The 25,139-nt window shown below is 61.9% G+C and carries 20 protein-coding genes; 5 read left to right on the top strand and 15 right to left on the bottom strand.

Annotation, left to right across the window (positions count from 1 at the left end):
• Positions 1-31 precede the first annotated feature (31 nt).
• The 8 genes from LZ538_RS09000 to LZ538_RS08960 all read right to left on the bottom strand — a co-directional run bounded on the left by LZ538_RS09000 (position 32) and on the right by LZ538_RS08960 (position 7,262).
• Positions 32-598, bottom strand: a complete 567-nt coding sequence (locus tag LZ538_RS09000) for a TadE/TadG family type IV pilus assembly protein (RefSeq protein ID WP_249831688.1) — start codon at positions 596-598, stop codon at positions 32-34.
• Between the two features lie 44 nt (positions 599-642).
• On the bottom strand, positions 643-1,194 hold the full coding sequence (locus LZ538_RS08995; protein ID WP_249831687.1) for a TadE/TadG family type IV pilus assembly protein: 552 nt from the start codon (positions 1,192-1,194) through the stop codon (positions 643-645).
• Entirely contained in the window at positions 1,194-2,795 is a 1,602-nt protein-coding gene (locus LZ538_RS08990; protein WP_249831686.1) for a pilus assembly protein TadG-related protein, read from the bottom strand. The genes LZ538_RS08995 and LZ538_RS08990 overlap by 1 nt, the downstream gene beginning before the upstream one ends.
• Before the next feature lie 12 nt (positions 2,796-2,807).
• Entirely contained in the window at positions 2,808-3,134 is a 327-nt protein-coding gene (locus tag LZ538_RS08985; protein ID WP_249831685.1) for a hypothetical protein, read from the bottom strand.
• Positions 3,124-4,656 carry a type II and III secretion system protein family protein gene (locus tag LZ538_RS08980; protein ID WP_249831684.1) on the bottom strand — a complete coding sequence of 511 codons (1,533 nt, stop codon included), beginning with the start codon at positions 4,654-4,656 and terminating at the stop codon, positions 3,124-3,126. The genes LZ538_RS08985 and LZ538_RS08980 overlap by 11 nt, the downstream gene beginning before the upstream one ends.
• Complete coding sequence (gene cpaB / locus LZ538_RS08975) at positions 4,646-5,599, bottom strand: Flp pilus assembly protein CpaB (protein ID WP_249831683.1); 954 nt, start codon at positions 5,597-5,599, stop codon at positions 4,646-4,648. The genes LZ538_RS08980 and cpaB overlap by 11 nt, the downstream gene beginning before the upstream one ends.
• A 293-nt stretch (positions 5,600-5,892) precedes the next feature.
• The gene (locus LZ538_RS08965) at positions 5,893-6,078 is read right to left on the bottom strand and encodes a Flp family type IVb pilin (protein ID WP_249831681.1); all 186 of its coding nucleotides are present in this window, start codon (positions 6,076-6,078) and stop codon (positions 5,893-5,895) included.
• A gap of 413 nt (positions 6,079-6,491) precedes the next feature.
• On the bottom strand, positions 6,492-7,262 hold the full coding sequence (locus tag LZ538_RS08960) for a DUF2569 domain-containing protein (protein ID WP_249831680.1): 771 nt from the start codon (positions 7,260-7,262) through the stop codon (positions 6,492-6,494).
• A 163-nt stretch (positions 7,263-7,425) separates the two neighbouring features.
• Here LZ538_RS08960 and LZ538_RS08955 point away from each other — a divergent pair, with 163 nt between their 5' ends.
• Positions 7,426-8,529, top strand: coding sequence for a glycosyltransferase family 87 protein (locus LZ538_RS08955; protein WP_249831679.1), 1,104 nt, complete (start codon positions 7,426-7,428; stop codon positions 8,527-8,529).
• 378 nt (positions 8,530-8,907) lie between these two features.
• On the top strand, positions 8,908-9,897 hold the full coding sequence (locus LZ538_RS08950; RefSeq protein ID WP_249831678.1) for a hypothetical protein: 990 nt from the start codon (positions 8,908-8,910) through the stop codon (positions 9,895-9,897).
• Between the two features lies 1 nt (position 9,898).
• Here the strand turns inward: LZ538_RS08950 and LZ538_RS08945 are convergent, their stop codons facing one another.
• The 3 genes from LZ538_RS08945 to LZ538_RS08935 are packed head-to-tail and all read right to left on the bottom strand — an operon-like array spanning position 9,899 to position 12,958.
• Complete coding sequence (locus tag LZ538_RS08945; RefSeq protein WP_249831677.1) at positions 9,899-10,882, bottom strand: phosphatase PAP2 family protein; 984 nt, start codon at positions 10,880-10,882, stop codon at positions 9,899-9,901.
• A 5-nt stretch (positions 10,883-10,887) separates the two neighbouring features.
• The gene (locus tag LZ538_RS08940; protein WP_249831676.1) at positions 10,888-11,883 is read right to left on the bottom strand and encodes a phosphatase PAP2 family protein; all 996 of its coding nucleotides are present in this window, start codon (positions 11,881-11,883) and stop codon (positions 10,888-10,890) included.
• Between the two features lie 25 nt (positions 11,884-11,908).
• Positions 11,909-12,958, bottom strand: coding sequence for a M23 family metallopeptidase (locus LZ538_RS08935; RefSeq protein WP_249831675.1), 1,050 nt, complete (start codon positions 12,956-12,958; stop codon positions 11,909-11,911).
• Positions 12,959-13,211: 253 nt separating this feature from the next.
• Between LZ538_RS08935 and LZ538_RS08930 the strand changes: the two genes are divergently transcribed.
• The 3 genes from LZ538_RS08930 to LZ538_RS08920 are packed head-to-tail and all read left to right on the top strand — an operon-like array spanning position 13,212 to position 19,069.
• Positions 13,212-14,414, top strand: coding sequence for an efflux RND transporter periplasmic adaptor subunit (locus tag LZ538_RS08930; protein WP_249832195.1), 1,203 nt, complete (start codon positions 13,212-13,214; stop codon positions 14,412-14,414).
• A gap of 9 nt (positions 14,415-14,423) precedes the next feature.
• Positions 14,424-17,612 (top strand): efflux RND transporter permease subunit, encoded by a 3,189-nt coding sequence (locus LZ538_RS08925; RefSeq protein WP_249831674.1) that lies wholly within the window; start codon positions 14,424-14,426, stop codon positions 17,610-17,612.
• Entirely contained in the window at positions 17,609-19,069 is a 1,461-nt protein-coding gene (locus LZ538_RS08920) for an efflux transporter outer membrane subunit (RefSeq protein WP_249831673.1), read from the top strand. Before LZ538_RS08925 ends, LZ538_RS08920 begins: the two co-directional genes overlap by 4 nt.
• Here LZ538_RS08920 and LZ538_RS08915 read toward each other — a convergent pair.
• The 4 genes from LZ538_RS08915 to LZ538_RS08900 are packed head-to-tail and all read right to left on the bottom strand — an operon-like array spanning position 19,003 to position 25,098.
• The gene (locus LZ538_RS08915) at positions 19,003-19,995 is read right to left on the bottom strand and encodes a DUF2891 domain-containing protein (RefSeq protein ID WP_249831672.1); all 993 of its coding nucleotides are present in this window, start codon (positions 19,993-19,995) and stop codon (positions 19,003-19,005) included. The genes LZ538_RS08920 and LZ538_RS08915 overlap by 67 nt on opposite strands.
• Positions 19,992-20,945 carry a DUF979 domain-containing protein gene (locus LZ538_RS08910; RefSeq protein WP_249831671.1) on the bottom strand — a complete coding sequence of 318 codons (954 nt, stop codon included), beginning with the start codon at positions 20,943-20,945 and terminating at the stop codon, positions 19,992-19,994. Before LZ538_RS08910 ends, LZ538_RS08915 begins: the two co-directional genes overlap by 4 nt.
• Positions 20,942-21,613 (bottom strand): DUF969 domain-containing protein, encoded by a 672-nt coding sequence (locus LZ538_RS08905; protein ID WP_249831670.1) that lies wholly within the window; start codon positions 21,611-21,613, stop codon positions 20,942-20,944. Before LZ538_RS08905 ends, LZ538_RS08910 begins: the two co-directional genes overlap by 4 nt.
• Positions 21,610-25,098 (bottom strand): hydantoinase B/oxoprolinase family protein, encoded by a 3,489-nt coding sequence (locus LZ538_RS08900; RefSeq protein ID WP_249831669.1) that lies wholly within the window; start codon positions 25,096-25,098, stop codon positions 21,610-21,612. Before LZ538_RS08900 ends, LZ538_RS08905 begins: the two co-directional genes overlap by 4 nt.
• Between the last annotated feature and the right edge of the window lie 41 nt (positions 25,099-25,139).

The following is a 25,139-nucleotide window of genomic DNA, read 5'->3' as shown; positions in this document are numbered from 1 at the left end:
TCGTTGGGGTTCAAGGACGTCATCACCTTACCTAGTTGGAGTAAGCACCAGACGCGTCCTCAGCGGTCAGCGTCGTCGAAAAAGCAGGCAGCGGAATATTCGCCAGCATCAAGCTCGTGATCGGACGGAATTCCATGTCAGTCAGGGAGACCGTCACTAGCGGTGAAATCTCCATGGTTTCGCTGCCGCCGCCTCCGCTATCGCCAGCGAAGCCAAAGCCCGAGCCGCGATAGGTCACCTTGACTTTGTCAGCTTCGATGGCCGGATCCATTGCCTGCATTCGGGCAACGATTGCGTCGAATCTGGTCGTGTCGACGCCGGAGCCCACAGTCACGTCGCAATCCGTGCAGGTGCACGTCGCGCGTGTGCATTCCACTTTCCCGATCGTGTCGGCGGGAATGAGCTCTCCTGCAGAGAGTCCGGCGCTTTCAAAGTCTGCGTTTATGAGTCCAGTCGAGACGGGGCTTGTGACCACCGCGTAGCGTGCGCCCATCTGGGTCGCTTTCTCTGCGCGGTTCACTTCCCACAGGAAACGTCCCGCGTCGACCGTGCCCAACAGCAGTATAAGCAGCAGCGGGAGTACGAGCGCGAACTCCACGCCGCTGGCCCCCCGCTGGCAGCCCGCTAGCTGACGAACGCTTCTCATAGCCCGTACACCGCGGATTCGCTCGCAACGTGCATGCACAGGCCCGCGGCGTTGAAGCCGAGTGATCCGAACAACGATGGATAGCGTACGTCTGCCTGTACTTTGACTACCGCAATATCTCCGTCGAGAGTGGTGTAGATCCCCCCGTAGCTGGCCTTGTCTACGCATCGAACCGATACTGAGACCGGTGCCGCGGACCCCGAACAAGCAGCCCAAAATGCGGAAGTCCCATCGCCAAACCGCCCGGGGGCCGTGCCATCGACCGATCCGGTCTTCGTGACGTTGATGATATCCGTGCTGGCGTTGCCGTCGGCGAAGACGCCGGACAGGTCCGAGCCGGCGGTGCAGCTGTAGGGATCCGCGACTGTCAGGCGCGAAGCATAACGCGCACCGTCCCGGACCTGCTTGATCACCGCATGCTCGGTGAGGAAATAGTTCCCCATCTCCACCGACGCGAACATCAGGATGACAAGCATCGGCGTGACGAGCATCATCTCGGCAGCCGCCGCGCCGTCATCGTTGCGGATGAAGGATCGAAGTACCCGCATCAGCGCACCAGGTACGGCCGGTTACGGGAATAATATTGGAAGCCTGTTCCGCCAGCCACGGTCTCCGCCGGCCCGATGACCTCGCCGTAAATCTCCTTATCGTCGGTAACGCCGGGAACCGCGCGGTTCATCGAAGGCTCGGTCAGGAACACGTTGAACACGCGGATCGCGTGGAATTCATCCAAAGTTTCCTTGCCGTTCAAGCTCTCACAATTGGCGGCAACAACCGGCAAGATTCGGCGGCCCTCGTCGGCCGCGCCCTTGGCTTGCCTGGGCTTCCGATAGGCGCAAGTGCGCGTCGTACTGTAGGTTGCCGTCTGGCCGGTGATCTTGGGGTTGGTCGCGGGGTGCGAATCTGCGCCCACTTGATAGGACACCAGCTTTGACGGCGACGCAGTGGTTTCCCATTGGTACACTTCGTACCGGGTAGCGTCCGACGGCAAGCCGGTATTCGTTGGCCAGGTCGCGGAATTCCAGCCATAATTGGCCAGGAAATATGCGTCACGATTCCAGACCTTGTCCCCGAAGTTTCCGTCGGCGCAGGTGCCCGTATAGTGGCACGTGTCGCGCGGCATTCCCTTGACATTGCTATTCAGAGCGAACGGCGTGAAAGTGATTTTGGGATTGGGATTGCCCTGGTTCCCCGTCGCTATGCTGTCACACGTTCCGGAGCTCGTTGGCGCAGGCAAATTCTTGTTCTGCGAGAACTCATAAGTCATGGTCATCGACAGGTCCTTGCCGACGTCCTTGTCGGGGCAGCCTGAGCCTTCGGCGGTATCCGAACAGATCGACGGACTGTTGGTGGCTCCCACGCCGGCGTAGATGTCGAACCGAGTATTGATCGCGTCGGTCGCGTTCTTGTTGCCCGGCTCCGTATTGGACTCGTCGATCTTCTGGCAGCCGTTGAGCCCGTGCCCGAGCAATGCGTCCACGACGCCGGGGTTACCGGGTCCGAGATCCAGGAACCCATAGTTTCCGGGGAACCAGGCGTTTTGGGCACCCGTCTTCATCAGCAATCCCTTGCCGATGTCGTCCTCGGTCGGAAAATCCTCGCTCGGCGCGCAAACGAAAAGCGGAGCGATATTGCAGATCGAAGATTCGACGCCCGCGACCGCTTCTGCATGAGATGTTCCGCGCAGCGCCTGGACAATCGGCGTGAACGCATAATTCGCCGTTCGCATCGACGTCTGAACCCATACGAAGCGGGCTTCGGCGGGATCGGTCGTCACATCGCACGCCGTAGCGGTATCGGCCACGCCGTCGTCGAAGTCCGAGCAGAATGTGATGTTCTCGATCTCGACAGACACGCCGTCGCTGTCGTTCGCGAAGCGGGTCAGGTTGCGTGCCAGGCGGTTCGATGCAGTCCCGTCCTGGATCGAAGCTTCGGCGTGCGTGATTGCGTCGTCGCTGCGATCAAGCTGCGTAACTGCGGCGAGCGCGGCCTGGTCAGCGGCCTGCTGGAGCTCGGTGTCCATGCCGGCAAGCCGTGCATAATCGAATGCGATCCCACCGGCGGCGATCAGGCCGAACAGCGATAGAGCGACGGTAGGCGCGACGGCGCCGTCAGTACGCTTCCATAGCCTTTGAACCGAGCGCCACATGACTCCTCATCCTTAGCGTGGGCCGCCGCCGCCACCCGTGCCGACACCCTGCGTCGTGCTGAGTGTACTCGCCTTGGCCGCGTTCACTTCCTTGGTGTGACGGTCGTTGACCTTGTCGGTGCGGTAGCGGTTGACCCCTGCCACGCCCTTCGCACCCATCTCACCGGGCTGCATCCCTCCCTCGGCGTAGATCGGGTCCGGATTGATAGTCTGCACGGCCGCGTTGTAGCGCACCGCTTCGCCCTGCAACGGATCCTCATCGCCAATGTGAGAATACATGGTCGCACACCCACCAAGCGCAAGCGAGGTCGCGACGAGAAGCATCAACCTATAGGACATGGCCGTAATCCTTCTCGAAGCCTGACGGCTGCTTCTGCGCCATGCCGCCCGTGGTCGGCGCGATTGGAGGCGGCGGTGGCGGCGGTGGCGGCGAAACCATCGAACGCGGTCCAGGTGGCACGCCCATGTCGGTCCGGCCATTGAGGAAGAAGTCGGCTTCGTTAGGCGGGCCAGCCCGAGCGACCGGATCCTTCAGCGTCCCGGCACGAGCGGGCGCAACCAGCCGCGGCGTCACGATGATCACCAGTTCCGTCTGGTCGTTCTGGAAGCCCGACGACCGGAACAGCGTCCCAATAATCGGAATGGAGCCGAGCAGAGGCACCTGTTTGACCGTGTCCTGGAAGTCCTTCCGAATGAGTCCGGCCATGGCGAAGGATTCGCCGTCGCGCATTTCGACGACGGTCTTGGCGCGCCGGGTCTGTAGGCCCGGGATCACGAGGTTGTTGACCGTGATCGACGCGCTCGGGTCAATCTGGCTGACCTCCGGCTGGACGACCATGTTGATTACGCCATCGGCAAGAACCGTAGGCGTGAAGGCAAGGCTGACGCCAAACGGCTTGAATTCGATGGTGATGCCATTCGTGCTATTTCCAGTCGTACTGCCCTGCAAAACGGGGATTGGGAACTCGCCACCGGCCAGGAAGCTCGCCGTCTCTCCCGAAAGTGCGACCAGTGTCGGCTCGGCAAGCGTCGTGATCGCACCTTTTCGCTCGAGAGCGTCGAGCGTGACGTTGAAGTCCGCGCCAAACGCCCTGAATGTGCGGGAGATGATCGCGAAGCTGTCGATGATTGAGCCTAGCCGGAATCTCCCTGGACCCGGAATTGACGTCGAGCTTGTGCCACCCCCCGGAAGTGGCACAGCCACATCAACATCTGGACCGGGGGTCAAACTGGCTTCGTTGCCGATCACGCCATTGGTCTTGTCGCCATTGACGAACCAGCCGACACCCAATTCCTTCAATGCGGACCGCTTCACTTCCGCGAAACGGACCTCCAGCATCACCTGCTGCGAAGAGCCGATTCCGAGAAGGTTGACGACCTTGCCCGGAGCATAAGTCTCGGCAATCTGAACCGCGCGATCCGCGGCGACGGCGCTGGACACCATGCCTTCCAGGATCACGCTGTCGTTCGACATGCGGGCGGACACTTGGTCCCCAACCATCAGGTCGGACAGCTGGCGCTTCAGCGTCATGACATCCGGACCGACGACGACGTCGACCACGGCGATCAGGCGGTTTGCGCGATCGTAGAGCGTCAGGCTGGTGGTGCCATACTTCTTGCCGAGCACGTAGACCGACGTGTCGCTGATCGGCACGATGTCGGCGATTTCCGGATTGCCAATCAGCGCCTTGGAATAAGCGCGGTCGGCACGAATCACCTGGCTCTTGTTGATTGGAACGTTCAGCTCACCGGCACTGACGCCCGATGCAACGCTGATCTGAGCCGCCGCGGGTTGAGCGACGACGATGGCCGCGAGTGCGGCCGCGGCTAATGCCGCCCCCCTCAATGCCTTAGGCCCCATTTCCCCCCACCTTCACTTCGTTGCCTTCAACGCCACGATAGATCTGGACGCTCTTTGGAGCAGGCGCGGCGGGCCTGCTCGGAGCCTTGCGAGCCGGCCGCGAGACCGTCGCGCTTGCGATGCGGTTGCTCGCCGAGCTCATCGAGCCCGCGATCGCTCCGCCGAGCCCGCCGCCATAAGCGCCGACCACCGCGGGTGCCGGATATCGGGCACCGCCGTAAATATTGTAGCGAAGGTCGTTGAGGCTGATGGTCTCCACGACGGGATTGTTCTGCTCGCCGGGTTTGCGAAGGACGAGACTCAGGCTGCCGACCTCTTGGGCCAGCGCAAGCTTCTGCGCATCGAGCGGAGAGACTTCCAGCGTCGCGGTCTTTGCGACCTTGGCGGAACCATCCGCATTCTTCGCGCGCTGATCGATAGCGATCACGCGGACGTTTTGGAGCAGAACGTCCGTCATTTGCGTCTTGCGGTCACCGCCAGGAACGTCGCGCGTGATGAGAACATCGACGCTGTCGTTCGGCTGGACGAAGCCGGCGACGCCGGACACGTCGTTGATGCGTACGCTCGCGGCGCGCATGCCTTCGGGCAGCAAGGCCGCGATCGACGCGCCCTGTCCCGTCCCGGAGATCTTTGAAGCGAGAATCGGCTCGTTTACGCCGATCGCCATCAGGGCGACCCTTTTCTTGCCCGCAGGCATCAGCTGGGCGGCATTGGTGAATGCGCCCGGCGGAATTGCGGTGTTTGGATAGTCGACGAAGCGGACCTTATCCGCCGTCACGTCTGTACCGTATGTCAGCGGCGAAGTCGCCACCGCGACCTTGGTCGTTCCGGCCAGCTCAGCCTTCCTCTGCGAGCCGACCAGATACGAGTTGGCGAGAAACACCGCCAAAATCCCGAGGACGACTGCAACCCCCAATGCGATGATCGTTTGTCGTGACAACATGTTCCGACCCCCCGGCCGTATTATTATCGCAGATTGGACTCGGGCGTAAGTGGCTGATTAACAACTGCCTCCGCAGTTTTGGATCCTGCCGCTTGCCATATTCATGGAGCCCGAAATCGCGCCGCCCAGCGATAGAGATGCGACGGCGATTGCGGCCCCGACGATTCCAAGAATGAGAGCATACTCGGCGGCGGTTGCGCCTCGAGTGTTCCGAACAAATCGCATCGGCGCCCTCCGAGAAGAAGGCTCGGCGGAGGGATCAAACCTCCGCCGAACACATCCCGATCAATTGCTTACGAGCAGGTACCGCTCTGGCAGGAATTGATCTTGCTTGCTGCGTTGTTCATCGCGCCGGCAATGGTGTTACCCAGGCCGATGGCGGCAATGGCGAGAGCCGAGCCGACGATCGCGAGAATGAGCGCATATTCCGCGGCAGACGCACCGGCGTCGTCGCGCAGCATGTTAATGAACGTCTTCATAACTAATTTCCTTCCCTCAGGAACCCATGCCAATCCCCCGGCATGGGCTTCACGCTTCGCGTCGATCGGAGGAAGGTTCAGCTGAACTCGTGCCGCGGCCGTTGGAACCGAGAAAAAGAAACCGCGGCTAAGCCCCCCGAGCGCTCAGCTGACTAAAGGGCTGCGACTCGATTAACGAATTGTCAACTAAACATTTTGACAGACGGTTAACGAAAGTTAGGTGAAGAATGAATAGCAAATGATTGATTTAGCTGTGATTTTTTCTGCGCCGTCAAGTTGCGTTAACCGGGATGAGTTAACAGGAATGTATCGTTTTTGAACACGATGTCGCCTAGTCGACACTACAAATCGCGCCCTCAAGCGGCGGATTTCGTTACGCTTTTGCGATGAATCCCGACTCGGGGACCCGCCGGTCAGGCCGGCAGGCGGTGCCGGTAAGTGATGTTCACCCGGGTCGAAAGCAGCAGGTACGGCAACCACAGCGCCATGCTGATCAGCACCTTCTTCACATTGCCTTCTAGCAGGCTGTGAAGGGCTGACGCGACGCCCGTCGGCAGTCCGCCCGCGCTCGTCACAAGGTGCGCAGTGAACAGCTGCATGGCGAGATCGCCAAGCCAGATCGCCAGCAGCAGCCGGGGGAACAGGGGCACGCGGCGCAGCGCCGCGACAAAGGCGATCATGTAGAGGCTGCCGAACAGGACCACATCCAGCGTCATCGCGAAGTGAAGCGCGGACAACCAGGACGGCGTGACGGAGGGCAGCGGCGGCATCGCCGCGAGATATTCCGCAGCCCGGACCGGCACGTTCAGCATCATGCCGACGAGCAAAGACACCATGATGCCGCCAGCTCCATAAAGGGGATGCCGCTTGGCTTCGCGACTTGTTACTTTTTGCCAAGACCCGATCTGCGCCAACCGCGTCAGTGGCTGCTCAAGTCGATCGCCATCCGCGAACCAGCGAAGCGCGAGTAAGGTCGAAGCTACGGGGGACAGGATCAGCAATGCGTACGATACCAAGGTTCCGTTTGCGACGGTGATTGGATGAGGCGCAAACGAGATGCGCGCAGCGGCAGCCAGCCCAGCGATAACGATCCAGTAAATAAGGATGCGGCCAAGGCCGCCGTTTATGGCCACCAGCAAAGCAGCGGAGCGGGCCCTCGTTGAATTGCTGAGCTGCTCGAACATCGGGGTGGCTTTGCCTTTCTAACTCACGCCCTACCCCAAAATATCTTACGCCGTGGTAAATGGATCGGAAGCCCCCCAGTTCCATTCCCACTTTTGACAAGGCTGACCTCACGCTATGCGTGGGTTTGGGGAAATTGATGCAGGAACCTGAATTGTGAGGTGGTTGCGCGCGGCCGCCGTAGCTTGGTCAGTCATATTTGCCCTACTGGCTATTGCTGCCAGCCTCAGCATCTACACCCTACACAATCCGATCGACTTTCTGAGCTTTTGGGCGGCGGGTCGACTAAGTGTGGAAGGCACTCCGGCTCTTTCGTACGACCTTGCGTCGCATCGCGCTTTGGAGACCAGTGTCGTCGCTATGGAAGGGGTATTGCCCTTTCCTTATCCGCCCCCTTTCCTGCTTATCGTCGCGCCATTCGGATTTTTGGCTTTTGCGCCCTCGTTCACTCTTTGGGTCGGTCTAACCTTCGGGACATTCATCGGGTCGGCAATTTTGGCCGGCGGCAGGCGCGGGTGCGCGTTTGCAGCGTCGCATCCAGCTATCGCCGCGAATTCCCTCATCGGACAAAATGGCTTTCTTACTTCCTCGATATTGTTTGCGGGCACGGCGTTGATTCGCCGCAAGCCCAAGACCGCCGGAGCCGTCCTCGGCTTCCTCGTCGTGAAGCCGCAGCTTGCCATACTCGTACCGATAGCTTTGCTCGCAGGACGTCATTGGAAAGCTGCCTTTTCGGGTGCCGCTTCAGCTGTCTGCCTTCTTGCTTTGGCCGCAGTCGTCCTCGGGTTCGATACTTATCGCGGCTTTCTGAGCATAATTCCTATCTACCTTAGCTACCTAGGTGACAGCCGTTGGCCGTGGAACGAGCTCGCCAGCCCTTACGCCGCGATGCGATCGATCGGAATCGATCAACGCATCGCACTCGCACTCCACACGATAGTCGCCGTTTGCGCGGCCGCCCTTGTATGGCGAGCCTGGGAAAAAGGGTCGAGCAACCGGGCTGCCATTCTAGCCGCGGCTGCCCTCCTAATACCGCCATATATTTTTACTTATGATTCGCTTTTTCTTGCTTTGCCGATGATGACACTCGCATCAGATCGAGCGCATCCGATGACGCTGGCAGGAATTTGGGTGCTCTGCTTCCTTCCAATAACGACATATTTCGGTTGGTACTCAGGGCCGAATACCGTGCCGCTGGCGGCTATCGTCTGCCTCGTGCTTTTGGTTCATTCGGACCCAAAAATCACCGAAGCAGGCGTCCAAAAGTAAATGCAGCACCTGCGAACAATCCGGACGACGCAAGCGGAGGTCTTTTTCGCCGCAACGATGCTGCTGATGATCCCCGCCATTTACAATCGCTTTCCACTCATTTTCCCGGATACGGACGCCTACATGAAGGTCGCCTACGGGCACTTGTGGACGCTCGACCGGTCGGCTTTCTACGGCTTGTTCATGAAACCCTTCGTGGTCCTTCTGCCGGGCCGCGCTGGCCCCTGGGTCATAGCGATGATGCAATGCGCGATCATTGCTGCCGTTGTAATTGCCACCGCCAGGCGCCTAGCGCCAAGGGCCTCACCTCTCGCAATATTCTCAATCGTCCTTCTCTGCTGTGCACTAACATCGCTGCCCTGGCATGCAGCACAGCTCATGCCGGACGCGTTCGCGGGTGCGCTAGTATTGCTGACGTGGCTGGCGGCATCTCGCGACTTCGACCGACCCGGCACTGCTCTTCTTTGGTTGGCAACGGCCTTTATGGCGCTGACGCATTACACCTTTCTGGGTGTTGCGGCAGTCGCGGCAGTCACTACGATCCTTGGCTCCAAACTAATGGGAGCGTCCCCAAAGGAGATTGCAAAGCAGACGCTCGCGGCCGTCGTCATGCTTGCTTCGGTCATCACTGCGCACATCACTGCGAATGGCCTGATGTTCGACCGCTGGACCATATCACCCACAGGATCTTGGTTCCTTTTCGCACGATTGAACGAAGACGGATTGGTTCCGCTCTGGCTGGAAGATCATTGCGGCACGGACGCGCCCGTCCCCCTGTGCGCGATCAGGCACAGCTTGCCCCAGGACAGCCAGGAACTCCTCTGGTCGAAACGCTCGCCATTGTATCCACACATCCAAAAGCAGATCGCATCAGCAGAATATTGGCGGTGGATCGACATGCTCGGCGTCGCGACGAAGGGAAGCATTCGCGAGCATCCGCTGAGGTTCGCTTCGAGCGCAGCCGCGGCGACAGGGCGACAGCTTGTGAGTTATGCTGTTCTTAACGACAAGTGCCCAAGCCATTGCTCGGTTCCTAACTTTATTGCGTTTAACCCTGCTGTCGCAGACAACATCCACAATTCACGTCAGCTCCGGGATACGCTTCACAAGCCTTTCATCGGCAGCGTTGTCGGAATTGGGACGACGCTGGCGTTGCTATTGCTATTGCCGTTCCTTTGGCTGGCGCATCGCAGGCGAGATGCTGAGGCCATCGTCTTACTCTGGGCGATCACGATCAGTCTGCTCGCGAATGCAGCAATGGCCGGGGCACTCTCTGACGTTCAAAATCGCTACCAAAGCCGAATTGTCTGGATCGTGCCTTTTATTGAGCTTTTGATGATCGTGCGTTGGCGGCGCCAGACATCTTAACTCAGCAATCCTCAAAAGCGTCAAATGCTGCTCTTCGACCAAGACGCGGAAAAGAAATTGCCGCAGGAATCCCAATGCGAAACCACTGCGGGTCAGAGACCTTCCAAATCAGGATGCTCGCGAGAATGGAGACAACTCCATCGGAAGAATAATGCCATCCAGATGCGATTGAAGCGCACCAGATGAGGAAAACGTAAATCACAGCCGGGATTATCAGGGGTCGCCAAAGGGTTGTCAGCGCGATCGCGCTCCAAGCGGCCAATCCGACGTGCATGGAAGGCATCGCACTGATTCCTGTTCCGATATTAGCGGTATGAGCAGCGTAATTGTCCCAGAGGAAATCGGCGAACATCGTATAAATGGGATCGTTCGTCTGGACTAGCTCATTGAAACGGGTCCCGAATCCGATGCGCTCGTAAAACATCGGTCCAGCGGATGGCAGGATGTATTGGCCTAAAGTTCCGCAAACTATCAGCGTCGCGAAGTAAGCGAATAAGACTCGGGACTGGTCCCGTTTGCTGAACGCTAGGAGTCCCAGGGTACCGAAAGTGATGACGAACCAGGACGTGTAGACCGTCGCGTAGACCGGCGCCAACAACTCGGAGCGAAAGAGCCGCCATGGGTCTTGGCCAAAAACCCATTTGTCGAAGTCGGCTAAGATCGGGTCCGCCCAGTACGTTGTGACGTATGGGATCATCGACTTCGCCCAACCGTGCAGGGCGATCGAAAAACCGAGAACAAGCGCCAGCCAAAATGCCCGGATTACGATCTTGGACTCTTCCTTCAGGCTAGACCCAAACCGCGCGAGTGGGTGTTCGTGCGACAAGGAGCCCAATCCCGTCCGCGTAATAAGAAACGCCAGACCGGCCGTCCAAAGCGTCACCGCCGCATAGATCGGCCGCGCAAACTCAAAAGGAATCGGCCGTGAGCTCACCGATGACAGAGCCAAGACGAAAACGAGCTGAAAAATCAAAAGGTAGCGCATGATGCTTAGAGCCGCACTTCGGGTGGCGGCCGTACGAACCACAAACTCATGCGCCATATCCCCAGCGCCGCGGCTCCTCCCACCAGCCCGTCGACCGCATAGTGCCAGCCGAGAGCCACGGAGAGTAGGAAGATGAGCGCCGACAATATGCTCACCACGACGAGCCAATTCCGGGCGAATACGGCGGTGGCGATCACGACCCAGGCGGTCGTCGCGATGTGCAGCGAAGGCATGGCGGAAATGCCCGCGCCGGCGCCGAAGCCCGTTCCCGTGTAGGCATCCCAAAGATAGCCGGCCACTTCGCGCGTTTTGGGAGTCATCAGCAGCTCCTGGAACTGGGGACCGTAGCCGAGCGGGCCGAAGAAGACGGGTCCGCCCGCGGGCAACAGGCTGTGCACCACTGGACCGAAGACCGACCACAGAAAGAAATACGTCAGGAGTATCGCTGTCTTCGCGGAGGACGCGGGGCTCATCAGCACCTTCAGCAGGATGAGGATCATCAGCGCGAACCAGCCGCGATGATAGAAGATCGCCCAAGGGTCCGTGTTGAGGAAGGTGAGCAACCGCCACGGATCGGTGAAGAACAGGCTATGGTCGATGCGCGCCAGCAGCGGGTCCGCCCAAAAGGGGACCAGATGGTTGAGCAGCGGCTTGGTCCACATGAAGGCGATCATGTTCAGGCCAGTGAGGATGATTCCGACGAACGCGATGCCGAGAGCCTTGCGGTTCTCGACGGCATAGGCGCGGAAAATCTTCAGCGGCCCTTCTATTCCTTGGACCATCATCTTCAGCGTGAGGAGCATGATCGCGAAGGCCGCCATGCCGACCGCCGCGAGGGTCCAGAGCGGGAGGAGCATGAGCGCCGGAAGGACGCCGGAGCGGTCCGGCATCAACGTCAGGCTGAACGCGCTGAGCGCCGCCGTCAGGACGATTCCGGGGACGATCCAGTCGAGATCGCTCGCTGTCTCGTTCGACCTTGGCAGGAATCGGAAGCGGGGCACCGGGGACGCATTACTCGCCATCAGATCATCCCGCGCTCGGGAGCAGCAGCAGCTTCCTGAGCTCGTCATGGAAGGCGTGCAGCTTCGCCCCTTCGAGCTGGGCGGGGCCGCTCGCCATCTTCACCCCAAGCGGGTTCACCGGGCGCCCGTTCTTCAGAACCTCATAGTGGAGGTGCGGGCCGGTCGAGAGGCCGGTCGAGCCGACATAGCCGATGACTTGGCCGCGGCGGACGGCCTCCCCTGCCCAGGCGGCGATGCGGCTCATGTGGCCGTAGGTCGTCTCGAGCCCGCCATTGTGCATTACGCGGACTTGGTTGCCGTAGCCGCCGTGCCAGCCGGCGCTGACCACCTTGCCGTCCGCCGCGGCGACGATCGGCGTGCCCGCGGCCGCGCGCAGGTCCACGCCTTTGTGGAAGCGCTCATGGCCAAGGATCGGGTGGAAGCGGTTGCCGAAGCGCGAGGTCACCTGACCTGAGACAGGCATGCGCATGCTGGCGTCATTCTCGCCGCCGACCCCATCGGCATTGACCCAGATGACTTGCTTGCCGTCGGTCCATTTCAGGAGCGCCACGTCGGCCCGGGCGATGCGGTCGAGGCCGATGTAGAGGACGCGCGCAAGCTGGCCTTCGTCGTCGCGCTCGATCACAAGGTCGAACTTGTCGTCGACACTGAGGCCGTTGTTGAGGTCGATGGCTCGGCGGAGGATGGCCACATATTCGCGGCCCTGGCGCTCCGGCACGCCGGCTTTCTGCAGCGATGCGGTGAGGTCGTCGCCGACCCGCCCGGTAAAGCGCTGGGCATGGGCGTCGGCATCGGGCTGCGCCTGCACCGCTACGGGCGAATCGAGGGCTGCGCCAAGATATTGAACGGGCTGCGGGTCGGATGCCGGTGGCGCGAGCTGCGCTTGGTTCGAGGTGCTCGGCCCCAGGGCATAAGCGTTGGAGATGGCGATTGCGGCAGACGCTGCGGCGGCGAAGACGACGGGCACGCGCCAGCGCTGGACGCGCGCGCGCATCCTTTCGCCATTCGCGATGCTGACCCCCGCAATCGATAGCACGGCCGCTTTGCCCCCCATGAAAGGCGTCGGCTCGGTTCCGCGGCCATTTTCCTACGCTCGCGCGGGCGCGTCAAGCCGACGATGACGGCACCCCTGCCTCAATTCGGTCCACTGGCGGCACGACCGGCACGTTCGTCGAGCGACTGCGCGATTCTGTCGAAGCTGACCTCACTGCTGTCTTCAGTTTTTCACACTTGGGTTGCAAACGACAATGAATTGTCCAAATGCGCCGGCCTGCTGCTGGTCTGTCGGAGATCGTGAATTCATGTACATGCGGGCACTTAGCCGGCGCCCCGCGCTCACTATCGCAACGCTCGCTGCAGCGGCGATGCTGGCGGCGTGCGGCAGCAGCAGTGCCGACAAAGGCGGGGCCGGCGGTCCAAAGGGCCCGACGAAGGTCGGTTATGTCGTCGTCCAGCCGGGAAGCGCTCCGATCGAGCAGCAGCTCCCGGGTCGCGTCGCCGCCTTCCAGGTCTCCGAAGTGCGCCCGCAGGTCTCCGGCGTCATCCAGCGGCGTCTGTTCCGCGAGGGATCGGTCGTTCAGCAGGGACAAACGCTCTACCAGATCGACCCTAGCATCTATAACGCGCAGGCCGCTCAGGCTCAGGCTAACCTCCAGAGCGCGCGGGCCAGCGCGGTCGCGGCGCGGACAAGGGCGTCGCGCTACAAGCCACTCGCCGACATGGAGGCGATCTCCAAGCAGGATTACACCGACGCCGTGGCTCAGGCGCGGCAGGCGGATGCCGCTGTCGCGCAGAGCAATGCCGCGCTTCGGAGCGCGCAGATCAACCAGCGCTTCACCCGCGTGCCGGCGCCGATCAGCGGGCGCATCGGGCTGTCCAATTTCACTGAAGGCGCGCTGGTGACAGCCAACCAGCCTGAAGCGCTAACCACGATCACGCGTCTGGACCCGGTCTATGTCGACATCCAGCAATCGGCGGCCGACCTGCTCGCGCTCCGCAATGCGCTTGCGCGCGGCGGCACGGTGCCGACTAGCGCGCAGGTCCGCCTCAAGCTGCCGGACGGATCCGATTATGGCTTCACCGGCACCGTGGAATTCAGCCAGGTGCTGGTCAACCAGGACACAGGCACGGTGACCCTCCGCGCCCGCTTCCCCAATTCGCAGGCCCTTCTGCTGCCGGGAATGTTCGTGAACGCTCAGTTCGCGCAAGCGATCGACCGAACTGCTTATTACGTTCCTCAGCAGGCGATCGCGCGTGATCCCAAGGGCACTGCTACTTTGTTCGTCGTCGGCTCGGGCGATCGCGCAGTACAGCGCATCGTGGTCGCCGACCGAACCGAGGGGTCATACTGGATCGTCACGCAGGGGCTGGCGCCGGGCGAAAAAGTGATCACCCAGGGTCTCGGGAATCTCAAGGACGGGGCTCCGATCAAGCCTGTTCCGGCGAGCACCCCGCAAAGGATAAATACGAGACCGGCCGGCCCGCCCGCACCAACCGGTACCCGCGGCTAGTCCGGCTCCATGTCCCGAGTATTCATCGATCGCCCGATCTTCGCATGGGTGATCGCGATCATCATTACGATGCTGGGTCTTGGCGCGATCAACAAGCTGCCGATCGCCCAATATCCGGACGTCGCGCCTACGCAGGTGAACGTGCGCGCAACCTATCCGGGCGCTTCTGCCCAGACCCTCCAGGACAGCGTCACTCAGGTGCTCGAGCAGCAGCTGACCGGCCTGGACGGGCTGATGTACTTCCAGTCTTCGTCGAGCTCGCGCGGGCAGGCGACGATCAACGTCACCTTTGAAAAAGGCGTCGATCCGGACATCGCCCAGGTCCAGGTCCAGAATGCCGTGCAGCCGGCCCTATCCCGCCTTCCCCAGCAGGTTCAGCAGCAGGGCATCCGCGTCACCAAGTCGTCGACCGACTTCCTGTTGATCATCGGTGTCTACGACGATTCCGGGCGTACGACAGACATGGACGTGTCGGACTGGCTTTCCAGCAACATGCAGGACACGATCTCCCGGCTCCCCGGCGTTGGCGACGTCAACGTGTTCGGTGCCCCCTATGCGATGCGCATCTGGCTCGATCCGGCGAAGCTCCGGTCCTTTTCGCTGATGCCCGGCGACGTCATCAACGCGATAAGCGCGCAGAACGTGGAGGTGGCTGCCGGAGAAGTCGGCGGCACTCCTGCGCTTCCAGGGCAAATGCTGAATGCGACCGTCACCGCATCGTCGCGATTCCAGACGCCCGAACAGTTCCGCAACATCATCGTCAAAGCCGACGCTTCGGGCGCAAGGGTCCGTGTCGCGGACGTCGCCCGGGTCGAGCTCGGCGCCGAGAACTACAGCTCCGATCGGCGGCTGAACGGCAAGCCCGGCGCGGGTATCGCCATCTTCCTCGCTCCCGGCGCAGACGCTCTGGAGACTGCCGACCTCGTCAAGGATCGAGTTGAGCAGATCTCAAAGAGCTTTCCGCCCGGCTACCGCTTCGCCTACGCCTACGACACGACGGATTTCATCAAGCTTTCGATCGAAGAGGTCGTCAAGACGCTGGTGGAGGCGATGATCCTGGTCATCATCGTCATGTTTGTCTTTTTGCAGAGCTGGCGGGCAACTTTGGTACCGGCGATCGCGATACCAGTCGTGCTGATGGGGACGTTTGGCGTGCTCTACATGCTCGACTTCTCGATCAACACGATGACGCTTTTCGGACTGGTGCTCGCCGTCGGCCTGCTGGTCGACGATGCGATCGTCGTCGTCGAGAACGTCGAGAGGATCATGGAAGAGAATCCCGAGCTCACGCCCCGGGAAGCCACCATGGTCTCCATGGGCCAGATCCAAATGGCGCTCGTCGCGATCGCGCTCATTCTCTCGGCGGTGTTCCTGCCCATGATCTTCTTCGGCGGCTCTACCGGCGTCATCTACCGCCAATTCTCGGCGACCATCGTCTCAGCGATGGTGTTGTCGGTGTTCGTCGCAATGACGCTCAGCCCGGCGATCGCCGCCAGCGTGCTGCGGAGGACGCACGTCGACCCGCTCGACACCAGCTTCGGTCGCCGCTTCCCCGGGCCGGCCGGATTGCTGTCGAAAGGGCGAACCCGCTTCAACGAGGGCTTCGATCGGCTGCGCGACTGGTACGTCAGCAACGTCACCTTCGTGGTTGAGCGCAAATGGCTGTTCCTTGGCGGATACGCATTCGTCTGCGCCGCGCTTGCTTTCATGTTCTTCAGGCTGCCGACCGGATTCCTGCCCACCGAGGACCAGGGTGCGATGCAGATTCAATTCCGGCTTCCCGCGGGCGCGACGCTCGAGCGTACGAAGGAGATGCAGCTCGCGGTAGAGAACTATCTAATGAACGGGCCCGACAAGAAGAACTTCAAGGATTATTTCATCGTTGCCGGCGGCGGCCAGGGGGCGACCGGCCAAAATGCCGGCCAGTCCTTCATCAACCTGGCGCCGTTCGAGGATCGCCATGGCAAGCAGAATAACGCCGACGCGCTGGTCCAGCGCGCGCGTACTGCCTTCAGCGACTATCGCGACGCACAGGTCTTCGCGCTGATCCCGCCCGCGATCCGCGGCCTGGGCCAGTCCGGCGGCTTCAACCTTCAGCTCCAGAATACGAGCGGCATGCCGCAGGAGAAGTTCGAGGAGGCTCGGGACCGGCTACTGCAAATGGCACAAGGCGAGCAGAGCCTTCAGCAGGTGCGCCTTGCCGAGTTGCCGGACGTGTCCACGCTAAAGGTGAACATGGATCAGCAGCGGATCTCAGCGCTCGGATTGAACACGGCGGACGTGAACAACACGCTCGCTTCGGCCTGGGGCGGTCGCTACGTCAACGACTTCATCGATCGCGGACGCGTCAAGCGCGTCTATGTTCAGGGGGACGCTCCCTTCCGGTCGAAGCCGGAGGATATCGACCAATGGTCGGTCCGGAATGACCAGGGCGAGATGGTGCCCTTCTCCTCCTTCGCGCAAACGTCGTGGTCGACTGCCCCGATCAGCCTTTCTCGGTTCCAGGGCCTGCAGTCGTACGAATTCCAGGGGCAGCCCGCTCCCGGGAAGAGCACGGGCGACGCGATGAACACGATCGAAAAGCTCGCGTCGCAAATCCCGGGTGTCGGTGTCGCCTGGTCCGGCCAGTCCTACGAGGAGCGCTTGTCGTCAGGACAGGCTCCTTTCCTCTACGCAATCTCGCTTCTCGTTGTCTTCCTCTGCCTCGCGGCATTGTACGAAAGCTGGTCCGTCCCGCTCGCGGTGATCCTGGTCATTCCGGTCGGCCTCGTCGGCGCGATCTTTGCGGTCACGTTGCGCGGCCTGCAGAATGACGTTTACCTGCAGGTGGGCCTGATCACGACGATGGGCCTTTCCGCGAAGAACGCGATCCTGATGGTCGAATTTGCCGAGCGCGCAGAGCGCCAGGGGAAGCGCGTCCTGGAAGCCGCCATCGAAGCAGCTCGCATTCGACTACGGCCCATCCTGATGACGAGCTTCGCATTCATCTTCGGCGTCCTTCCGCTTGCGCTTGCGACCGGCGCAGGCGCCAACAGCCGCCTTGCGATCGGGACGGCGGTGATCGGCGGAATGCTGACGGCGACGATCCTGGCGGTCTTCTACATCCCGCTGTTCTTCGTTCTCGTACGCCGCGGCGTGCGCGACGGGCTGGTGATTATTCGCGAGCGCATGAAGCGCCGAAACGAGGCCCAGGCATGAAGCGCTCTGCGGTCCTCGTGTCGCTCCTGACGGCGGGATGCGCGTCGATGGAGCCGGCTTACGTTCAGCCCAACCCGTCGATCCCGGCATCCTGGCCCGCAGGCGATCCTTATCTTCGCCAGTCGGAAACCACGCTTCCAACGGTCACCTATCAGCAAATCTTCCAGGATCGCCGCCTGCAGACTTTGATTGCGCAAGCGCTTGCGAACAATCGCGACCTCGCGGTCGCGGCCGCCAACATAGCCGCCGCGCGCGAGCAATATCGAATACAGCGTTCGCAGCAGTTTCCGGAAGTCGACGCTCGCGCGGGCACTACGGTCAGCGGCGGACAAAATGATTCCGGTGTAAGCGCCGATTTCTCGGCCGGCGTCGGTGTGCCCAATTTCGAGATCGACCTCTTCGGCCGCCTGCGCTCCCTCACGAACGTCGAACGGAACCGATATTTCGCGACGGAAGCCGGCGCCCGCGCAACTCGGCTCGCGCTTGTCGCGGACGTCGCCAGCGCGTGGATCAACGCCGGAGCGGACGTCAGCCTCCTCCGCATATCCGAGCAGACTGCGGCGAGCGCGGAGAAGAGCGTTCGCCTCACTCGTCTAAGGCTCGAAGGCGGGGTCGCTCCGCGCACCGATCTGCGGCAGGCCGAACAGATCCTTGCGCAGGCGCAGGCGGATCTCGCCCGCCAACGAACCGGCCGCGCCCAGACGGTCAATCTGTTGCGCCTCCTGGTAGGCGCAGAGATCGACCCGGCATTGCTTCCGGCATCGATAGAGGAAGCGGCGGGTAGCATCGCGGAACTGCCGGCCGGATTGGACTCCTATGTCCTTCTTCGCCGCCCTGACGTGGTGCAGGCGGAATATCAGCTGCGCGCTGCGAACGCCCAAATCGGCGCTGCACGTGCCGCCCTCTTCCCGCGCATCACGCTCACCGGCCTTCTCGGTGTGGCGAGCACGGCGCTCGGCGAGCTGCTCACGGGCGGTAATTTCGGTGGAAGCCTGACCGGCGGCATCACCTATCCGATCTTCAATGCGGGAGCGTCGCGGGCGAACGTCCGGCTCAGCGAAGCCCAGCAGGCCGCGGCCGTCGCGACATACCAGCGCACGGTACAGACGGTATTCCGGGAAGTCGCCGACGCACTCGCACGGCGCGGAACCATCAACGACGAAGTCGCCGCCAACCAAAGGAAGCAGGCGGCCACGGCGGATACTTATTTGCTGACGGAAGCACGCTATCGGGAGGGCATCGACAGCTTCCTCAGCAGCCTGGACGCCCAACGATCTTACTATTTGGCACAGATCACGCTGGTTCAGGCGCGCCTCGTGGCTGCGCAAACCCTCATCGACCTTTACGAAGCGGTAGGTGGTGATGCGCTTCTTCAGTCGACCCCGGTCTGTCAGCCCCTGCCGTCCGAGAGCAGCGCGAGCAGCGCGAACGTCGTGAGCCAATGCTCGCCCATATAATCGCCCGCGATGTGCGGCATCGCGGCCGCGAGGTGATCTTCGGCCGCCGCCTGAGCGACTGAACGCTCCGGCTCAGCCAAAAATGGCGCGATGCTGCGCCAGCACCATGCTCGGCTAAGGTTCAAGCCGTCGAGATGCGCAATCTTTCCGTCGCTTCGGTCGCCGACGAAGGCAGGCTCGAACAAGGTCGCAGGCTGGCGCTCGGACAATCGGGGAAGAAAGGCTCCCACCCAGTCGGCGAAAGATGCGGGATGAGCGCGAGCCATGCACAAGGCCTCGATCAGGGCCGGCGAGAGGAATTCGTCTCCTCCGGGCTCCCACGCCTGGCAATCCCGGTCGTTCGAAAACCAGTTCGAGACGCGATCACGGATGGCATCGGCGAGGTCGGCGTCATTCGCATCGGCCCATTCCAATGAAAGAATGAGCGCGAAGCTGGTGTTGAAATGGGTGCCCACGCGGATTGGGTAAGTCAGGATGCGGAGGTAATCGCGGAGCCGCTCCGCAAAAGCTCGCGCCAGGGGCACCAGCTGTTCGCTCCACTCTTCGGAATGCCGGGACGCCTCGAGATGCAGCGCGAGCAGCCAGGCCCAGCCGTAAGGACGCTCGAACCCTCGGCTTAAAGGGCGGTCGAGGTAGGCCAGCTCGGCCCCGACCTTTTCCGCCGTGAACGACCTCGCCGCCAAGTCGGTAATGGCGGCGGCCTCGGCGATCTCCGGAAACAGTCGCTGCACCGTCAGCAGCGTCCACCATCCGTGCACGCAACTGTGCCAGTCGAAGCTGCCGAAGAAGATCGGATGCACCACGCGCGGCGGAAGCGCGTCATCGTCGCTGCCCAGCACATGATCCAGCTTGTGCGGATATTCCTTCGCGACATGCCCCAGGGCAATCCGCGCGAACGCTCCTCCCAGTTCCTGGTCGAGCTTCATCGGAAAGCCGCGAAATAGATGATGGCGATGTTGATGATCAGCAACGGCAGCGCTGTCGCAACCTGCGCCTTGATCACCGCATATTGGTCCTTGAGCTCCAGGAGCGCCGCGGGCACCAGGTTAAAGTTGGCAGCCATGGGGGTCATCAAAGTCCCGCAGAAGCCGGCGAGCATTCCAACTGCGCCGACCACCGCTGGATCACCGCCATGATATCTGATCAGCAAAGGCACTCCGATCGCTGAAGCCATCACCGGGAAGGCCGCGAAGGCGTTGCCCATGATCATCGTGAAAAGGGCCATTCCGATGCCGAACACGGCGGTCGTCAGGAACAGGCTGCCGCCCGGGATGATCATTTGGGCGCCATAGCCGATAATCTCGCCGACCCCGGCGGCGGCGAACAAGACTCCCAGGGCCGCAAGCATCTGCGGAAGCACTGCCGCCCAGCCAATCGCATCGATGAGCCGCCGGCCCTCCTGCAAGGGCGCGACGGCTGGAGGGCGCAACCAGATGAAGATCGTGGCGAGCGCCAGCAGCACGCCAAGGGCGAGGAATACGTAGGTTTCGCGCTTCGGTTCGATCCAGCCGAGCCCGCCCAACGAAGTGTGGTTATAGAGGAGCGTGCCGAGGAGAGCGGTCGCGGGGATGATGAGCGCGGGGAGGAATAGGCGATTGCCGAGCCTGTCGGACCAACGCTGCCGTTCCTCGTCACTCGTCGTCGCCGGACTGCTGCGACCTATGAAGCCGAAGCCTGCCAGACCGGCCAGACCGAGCACAAGCAGGCCGTTGCCGAAATCACCAATCCGGTCGCCGGCAAGGAGGCTCATCGCCATCAGTCCCCAGAAAGCCGCGTTGCCGAAACGCTTGCGATTCGATCGATCGAGGGCCGAGAGCAAGGCGATGGCCGCGAACATCGCGCCGGCGAGCGCGTACAGCCAGTGAAGCGTGATCAATGCTTCGTCCTCCGCAGCCAACGGTCGAACAGCAGCAACCTGGCGCCGTGAACGAAGAAGGCGCAGGCGGCTGTGGGAATGGCCCACACGGCTAGGTCGAGCGGAGTGAGGTTGTAACCGTAAGTCACCAGCGTTTGCTGGATGAGTACGATCGAGCCAATCGCGAAAAAGATATCCTCTCCGAAGAAGAGGCCGACGTTGTCAGTCGCCGCGGAATAAGCCTTAACCTTCTCAGTGAGCTTGGCGTCGAGCTCACCATGCTCCTTTTCGGCGGCCGCCAGCGCCATCGGCGCGACCAGCGGGCGCACGGTCTGTGGGTGGCCGGCAGTCGAATGAAGGCCGATCGCTGCCGTCAGCTGGCGGTAGAGCAGGTAGAGGACGAGCAGCCGCCCCACGGTCGCGTTCCGCAGGCGCTGGATGAGGGACGCGGCTTGCTGCTGGAGGCCGAAGCGTTCCAGGAGGCCGATCACCGGCAGGACGATCCACACGATCGCAATGATGCGGTTGTCGTTGAACGCCTTCCCGAAAGTCGAGATGACCTCGAAGACATCCATCCCGGCGAGCAGTCCAGTGGCGATTGCGGCGACGGTGACCACGAGCATTGGGTTTAGCTTCAGCGCGAAGCCGAGAACCACCAATGCGATACCCAGCAGCGGCCAATAGTTCACGATTTCGCTCCGAACCCGCCGCCGCCGGGTGTCTCGATCACGAAACGGTCGCCGGGCTGCATGTCCGCCGAATCCGTGGCCGTCAGCATCTCGACGGATCCATCCACCCGCTCGACCCAGTTGCGGCCCGGCTGCGCATCTTCGCCTCCAGCTATCCCCCGCGGCGGCAACCGCCGCCGGTTGGCGAGGATGTTTGCGCGCATCGGCTCAAGGAAGGTCACCGCGCGAACGACCCCATCTCCCCCATGATGCATACCCGCTCCGCCGGAACCGGCGCGGATGGCGAACCGGTCCAATACGACCGGGAGTCGCGTCTCCAGCACCTCGGGATCGGTTAGGCGGCTGTTGGTCATGTGCGTCTGCACGGCACTGGTGCCGTCATGATCCGGTCCCGCTCCAGAGCCGCCCGCGATCGTTTCATAATATTGGTGCCTGTCGTTGCCGAAGGTGAAGTTGTTCATCGTCCCCTGGCTAGGCGCAAGCCGGCCCGTCGCCGCGAACAAAGCGTCGGTCACGACCTGGCTGGTCTCGACATTGCCGGCGACCACCGCCGCTGGATAGCGGGGGTTCAACATCGACCCTTCGGGCACAATTAGGCTGATCGGCCGGAGGCAGCCGTCGTTCATCGGGATCGTATCGTCGATCAGGGTACGCATCACGTAAAGCGATGCCGCACGAACGATCGAATATGGCGCGTTGAAATTGTCCGGCAGCTGGTCGCTCGTACCGGTGAAATCGAACGTTGCCGAGCGGGTCGCCTTGTCGATTCTGATGCGCACGTGAACCCGAGCGCCATTGTCCATCTCATAGTTGAACTCACCGTCGTCCAGGCGATCCAGCAGGCGACGGACGGATTCCTCTGCATTCGCCAGGACGTGGCCCATGTATGCGGCAACGACATCGGCACCATATTCGTCTGCCGTCTGCGCGAGCACTTCGGCGCCGCGCACGCAGGCGGCAAGTTGCGCCTTGAGATCGGAAATGTTTCGGTCGGGGTTGCGTGCAGGCCAATCGCCCGAGACCAGCAGTTCGCGGATTTCCTTTTCTCGGAAATGACCTTCGTCGACGAGCAACGCATTGTCGATCAGCACACCCTCGTCGTCGATGCTGCGGCTGTCTGGCGGCATGGAGCCGGGCGCGATCCCACCGATGTCGGCATGATGTCCTCGTGCAGCGACGAAGGCCGCAGGTTCTGCGTCGCGTTCGCCGTAGAAGACCGGCACGATCACCGTGATGTCGGGAAGGTGCGTTCCCCCGCGATAGGGATCGTTCAGTACATAAGCGTCCCCACGCCGGATGCCGCGGCCATCCCTCCCCTGCCCTCGCACGTCGATGATGCGGCGAATACTTTCTCCCATCGAGCCCAGGTGCACGGGAATATGGGGCGCGTTGGCGATCAGCGCCCCTGACGCATCAAAGATCGCGCACGAAAAATCCAGGCGCTCCTTGATATTTACGCTCGTCGCTGTGGACTGGAGTGCAACGCCCATCTCTTCGGCAATCGCCATGAAGAGGTTGTTGAAAATCTCAAGGCGCACCGGGTCGACGTCGGTGCCGATCGCCTTCGCGCGGTCGAGTGGAACTGAGCGATCCAGGATAAGCGTGCCGTCTTCCATCCGTTCGGCGCGCCATCCAGCTTCGACCATTGTGGTCGACGAAGGGTCGAAGATCAGTGCCGGTCCCTCGACGACTTCGCCTGCGCGGTGATCTTTCGAAAAGCCCTGCCAAGATGCTTCGGACCGGCCGATTGCCTCGACGACGAGGGCATCGACGATGATCTCAGCCTCGTCGTCGGAATAGCCGAAGCGCCGGCGGTGGAGGTCGAGGAACTCGCGCCGCATCCGCTCGGGAGGTCCGATCATGATGTCGAGCGTGGTGTCGCTCCCGGCCGTGCGCAGTCGCGCACGCCGCACGAATTCGATGCGTTCGGTCGGAATGGCCTGTTCCAACAGAACCTCGCGGGCGAGCTGCTCCAGCTCAGTGAGTTTGGCGGAGAAATCCTCGGAGAGCGCCCTGATCCAGCTGATCTCGCGGATCGCCTTCACGTCGGCGATACCGATCCCGTAGGCGGAAAGAACGCCGGCAAGCGGATGGATCAGGATTCGCTCCATGGCCAGCGCATCTGCAACGCGGCACGCGTGCTGGCCCCCTGCCCCGCCGAAGCAAGCCAGGGAATAACGGCTGACGTCATGGCCTCGCGCGATCGAGATCTTCCGGATCGCGGCGGCCATGTTGTCGACGGCGATCTCGAGAAACCCCTCGGCGATCTGCTCAGGGCTTTTTTGCCCGCCGAGCTGGTCAGCGATTTCCTGAAGCCTGGCGCGCGATGCGTCCGGATCGAGCGCCAAGTCGCCAGTCGGCCCGAACACCGCCGGAAAATGTCCGGGATCGATGCGGCCCAAAAACAGATTGCAGTCCGTTACCGTGAGTGGTCCGCCATTACGGTAGCAAGCCGGCCCGGGCTGCGCGCCGGCGGATTCCGGCCCGACACGGAAGCGCATCCCGTCGAAGCGGCAGATCGAGCCTCCGCCGGCGGCGACCGTATGGATCTGCATCATTGGCGCGCGGATTCGAACGCCCGCAACGACACTTTCGTCGGCGAGCTCGAACTGTCCGCCATAGTGCGACACGTCGGTCGACGTTCCGCCCATGTCGAATCCGATGAGATGCTCGGAATCATGCGCCTGACAGGCGGCGACCATGCCCACGACACCGCCGGCCGGGCCGGACAGGATCGCATCCTTGCCGCGGAATGCCGTTGCTTCGGCAAGGCCGCCGTTCGACTGCATGAAATGCAGGTCGCATTCGGGCGGAAGCCCCGCAGCCACGCGATCCACATAGCGGCGAAGGACGGGCGACAGATAAGCATCGACGACCGTCGTGTCGCCACGCCCGATCAGCTTGATGAGTGGCGCGACCTCATGGCTGGCCGAGATCTGCTTGAACCCGACGTCCCGCGCTATGGCCGCCAGAAGGGCCTCATGCGCCGGGAATTTCCAGCCATGCATCAACACGATCGCGATCGCGTCTATTCCCGAGGCCAGCACCTCGGCCAGTGATTCTCGCGCGCGCTCCTCGTTGAGTGCAAGCAGCACATCTCCCTCGACGCCGACGCGTTCCTCGATCTCGATCACGCGCTCGTAGAGCATCGAAGGCAGCACTATGTGTCGCGCAAAGATCTGCGGGCGCGCCTGGTATCCGATCCTTAACGCGTCGCCGAAACCTCGCGTGATCGCCAAAGCGAGGCGCTCGCCTTTCCGCTCCAGCAGGGCGTTGGTAGCCACCGTCGTTCCCATTCGAACTTCGCGAACGGTCCCGCCTTCTGCGCTGAGCACTCGTCCGATCGCCTCGAGGGCGGCATCTTCGTATCGGGCTGGATCTTCCGACAAGAGCTTCTCGACACGCAGCAGCCCGTCGGAGGAGCGCGCCACCACATCGGTGAAGGTCCCGCCTCGGTCTATTGCAAAGGTCCAGCTACGATTCACAGAAAGCCTCTAGGGCCTTTCGGCGCGCCTCTGCACCCCCT

The sequence above is a fragment of the Sphingomonas hankyongi genome, assembly GCF_023516575.1.
In the GTDB taxonomy this organism is placed as follows: domain Bacteria; phylum Pseudomonadota; class Alphaproteobacteria; order Sphingomonadales; family Sphingomonadaceae; genus Sphingomicrobium; species Sphingomicrobium hankyongi.
This window is presented reverse-complemented; position numbering and strand designations above follow the sequence as displayed.